Source organism: Methylomonas koyamae (assembly GCF_006483455.1).
GTDB classification, from domain to species: Bacteria; Pseudomonadota; Gammaproteobacteria; order Methylococcales; family Methylomonadaceae; genus Methylomonas; species Methylomonas koyamae_B.
The window spans coordinates 1-3,756 of sequence record NZ_PPPU01000063.1 but is presented as its reverse complement, the minus strand read 5'-3'; the positions used below and the strand labels follow the sequence as shown (position 1 = coordinate 3,756).

The following is a 3,756-nucleotide window of genomic DNA, read 5'->3' as shown; positions in this document are numbered from 1 at the left end:
TTTTGGGGCCGGCTCTGTGCTTTTTCGACAAGATCTAATGGTCAGTCGCCGCCGGATCGGTCGCTTGATGCGTGATGCCAAATTAGCTTGTACCCAAGGGCATAAATAAAACAAAGCGGAAATTTAAAGCGACGACAAACTCCAAACATCATCTTCCGGTGGCCGATAACCACTTGGATCGGCAATTTGCAGTGCAGCGACCGAATCAGGTCTATGCGGGCGACATCACTTACATCCATACCCAGGAAGGTTGGTTGTATTTAGCCGTGGTCATCGATTTGTTTTCCCGGCAAATCGTTGGCTGGTCAATGGCCGAACATATTCGGACCAAGCTGGTGAATGATGCGCTATTGATGGCCATTTGGAAGCGTAAACCGGCACAGGGCTTACTCTGGCATACCGACCGAGGGAGCCAATATGCTTCGGAAAGCCACCGGGCGCTATTGAAGCAACACGGCATTTGCCAGAGTATGAGCCGAAAAGGCAACTGTTGGGACAATGCCGTATCGGAAAGCTTCTTTCATACCTTGAAAACAGAGCTGATTCATCATCAAACCTTTCGTAATCGGGTTGAGGCTAGGCAGGCAGTGTTTGAATATATTGAAGTGTTTTATAACCGCGAGCGACTACATTCAGCCAATGGCTATTTGTCACCCGCTGACTACGAATTGCAGCAAAAAGCTGCTTAACCGTGTGTCCGGTAAGGTGTTGACACATCAGATTTGTATGGTGTTCGCGTCTTGTCCTCGAGTCGTCAGACTCGATTAAATAAACACGTAGCGACCCCTAAAATATGATCTTTAAGCCAATCTGCCCCGTGTAGCCTTGATTGGTTGAAGAAACAACAGTGTTGCCCGATGCGAAGAACACAAATCCATCTTTATTGGTAACTTGCAAGCTAATCCCTAGGTCTGCTGAATCTGAAGCGGCACTGGCGCCATTTACAGTCCAAATTCCTGTCGGTAACGCTTGAAACGATCCCGTCAGAGTGCGGTCGGTTTGGAATTCATGAATCCATGCCATTCTGAGTAATGGGTATAGAGACCACTCTTTGTTGATGTTGTACGCCTTGTCGACTTGAACGCCTAAACTGCCTTGCTCGGAAATAACGTTCTTGCTCTGAACCGATAGACCCAAGTGATTTGTGTTCGATTCGTTGTAATGGCCCATTTGTAACGAAGTAGCCTGAATTGCGATGAAAGGCATCATGTTTGCTAATGGGTTTTCAATCCGATACCCCACTTCCAGCCTACCTGTAAATGCATTGCTATTAGTATGGGAGGTTATCTCGGTCGTTGGTCCAATACCAGCGACATACCTCGTCGATGAGTTACTGAAATAGCCGAAATCAAAGATGCTGTTTAGGTAAAACTTATTCCATTTAGCTACGCTATATAGGCCAAACTGACCTGATACGACTGAACCGGAAGATGCGAGCGCGGATACATTGTAGCTAGTCGATGTAGCTCCTGCCATGGCACCCACCAAGAGGTTAGGGCCAATCTCGTAATCGAATCCAATAAGACCGCCGCCTGTTTGTGTTGATACAGAAGCTGAGCCAACGATTGAAGAGCCGCTCAACGAATTTGATCCGCCCACACCAGCCGCCCAGCTTCGGAACTGGCTGTTGTCGTTATTTGCGCAGGAATGGCCGATAACCAGGTCGAATTGTGCTTTGTTCTTTTTAGCCCCGGCACCTGCTTGGCATTCATCCATGAGCCAGTAAGCACCTTGTCTTCTTACTGTATCCACAGTGATATTCGTTGCATCAAAGCTGGCAGTTTGTTGTGCAGAAATACCTGCGCCGGATATTGAATCAAAAACAGCCTGCACTTGTGGGACTGTCATTGTAACAAAGCGATTTAGAATGCTCTGGCCAGCAGTTGATGCTGGAGTAATTAAGGCTGTGTTTAAGCCGGTAGCGACCGCCAGCTGATTTTGATTGGTTGCCGTAAATATGAAGTTTGGTTGTTGGTACACATAAATTACCACGGCATTTAATTCACCAGCCGAGGTCCAGACGCCATTTGAATAAGATTTCAAGCCAAGATAGGTGTAACCATTAAACCCAGATGGTTGCGTGCCGGCTGGCGCGTTTCCGGTATTTCCCCATCTGAAATTGAAAAGCCCAGGAACGTTTGAGTCTGATTTAAGTACAAGTGCATAAGCAGTATTCGCTGTCAGTAGCCAATTTGGTATCGCAAATGTATACATTTGCTGACCACTTGACAGGGTAACTGGCTGGAGAGTGAGGCTATTGAGCTGGGTATTTGGAAGCTCAGACGCAACCGAGTAAAGGTCAATTTGGATATTGGTCGACTGCGGATATCCGCATCCAACCCCTGAGCAATTCAGTCCTAGCTGAATGGAACTTATTTCACTGGTAGCCCATGAGGGAGTAGAAAAGATAAGCCCCTTCCAATCATTCGCGCTTATAGCAGAGCCGCCATTGGTCGCGTTTGGGGTATTTGTAATCGCGACAACAGGGGTTGCTAGTACATTATTAGCTACCAGAAAATGACAGTTAAATGTCAAGCATATTGCTAATTTGGAAAGCTTTCTTTTCAATGGGATTGGACGCTATCTTTAAGGGCAGGAAAATTTTTGCCCTACCTAGCAGGTTGGTGAAAAACTCTTTTTTGGCGTTGAATGACTCTATATTTAGTGCCGATGAAGCTATTTTCCTACTAAATACTGGTTCGATTGAGCAAAATTAGCGTCTCAAATATGGTTTTTCACCAACCTGCTAGGGATAGAGATTTCGAAGGATTATGCTTCCGACTCGCAAAATAATAATGTTCGAACCCGGCGGCAATTGGTTGGTCGCGGTCCTTGACTTTCAAGCCCCCTTTCCTCGCCAATTAATTTACCGCAGAATTGTAGATCAAATTTCTCCCGATATTGGAGTAGTTTTAGTTCCAGGGTAGCGTCCTTTGTTAGCGATGCCTTGTCAACCTGCGTCGAAGTGTTATCAGGAATTGCAAAAACTGGCAAAACTTGTCCGCCGTTTAACAATTATAAAAATCAAATCCCGGAAGTTAACAAATCCAACGTCGCCAAAATCTCGCTTCTCAATGCCCTCACATCTGCAACCTTTGTACCCAGGCTTTTTGCCGGAATCGCAGCCATTTCCTGAACTGCCAGCAAGTATTCCTGTTGATCGAATTCAAAAACTGGATTCAAACGGGTAATAGGCTTTTTTCTCGGACAATTTGATGGCAGGAACCAGCAGCCGGGTTTTTAGTGCATCGAGAAAATCGCTCTGCAAATTTAGGAGCAGTAGGGCTAACGTCGATTTGCATCACTATGCCTTGCGTATTTTTATGCACAATCAAATGCTTTGCCTAGTCAAGCTAAGCCAGTGATTTAGAAATTCTCATTGCTAGACGGTTGTAGGCCAGCCTCGTTCTGTTGATTTGGCAACAGCTATCTTGCATCCATTGTTTCGGTCGGCGCGTGGCGTTGGATCAGACCCTTTGGGAGGCCATATTCAAGCATTGTACTGACCGGGTTTGCATTCCCAAGGCCTGCGCCACTTGGTTGGGTGCAGGAAATGCTGAAATCAGGAAAAGCGGGCCTCAGGCGCAGGGATGTGGCCTTACCCTTGTACAGCTTACGCGATAGGCAAGCAGGACTATTTTTGGTCGAAAATGCCAACAGTTGAACTTGGGCGAATGCCTTAGTATTGGTTGCTATATTCGAGAAACCTTGGGGCAACAAAAAAGGCCTAGGTCGTTGAGGGTGTCCTGAATTATG

2 protein-coding genes and 1 pseudogene are annotated in these 3,756 nt (G+C 46.4%); 1 reads left to right on the top strand and 2 read right to left on the bottom strand.

Features of this window, described 5'->3' with window-relative positions; all coding sequences use genetic code 11:
* Positions 1 to 689 (top strand): annotated as a pseudogene (locus tag C2U68_RS20320) (IS3 family transposase); the annotation flags it as partial.
* Positions 690 to 786: 97 nt separating this feature from the next.
* On the opposite strand, the gene C2U68_RS20315 reads toward C2U68_RS20320, so the two are convergent.
* The gene (locus tag C2U68_RS20315; protein ID WP_140914296.1) at positions 787 to 2,568 is read right to left on the bottom strand and encodes an autotransporter outer membrane beta-barrel domain-containing protein; all 1,782 of its coding nucleotides are present in this window, start codon (positions 2,566 to 2,568) and stop codon (positions 787 to 789) included.
* A gap of 456 nt (positions 2,569 to 3,024) precedes the next feature.
* On the bottom strand, positions 3,025 to 3,192 hold the full coding sequence (locus C2U68_RS21865; RefSeq protein WP_409563869.1) for a CcdB family protein: 168 nt from the start codon (positions 3,190 to 3,192) through the stop codon (positions 3,025 to 3,027).
* Positions 3,193 to 3,756: the final 564 nt, after the last annotated feature.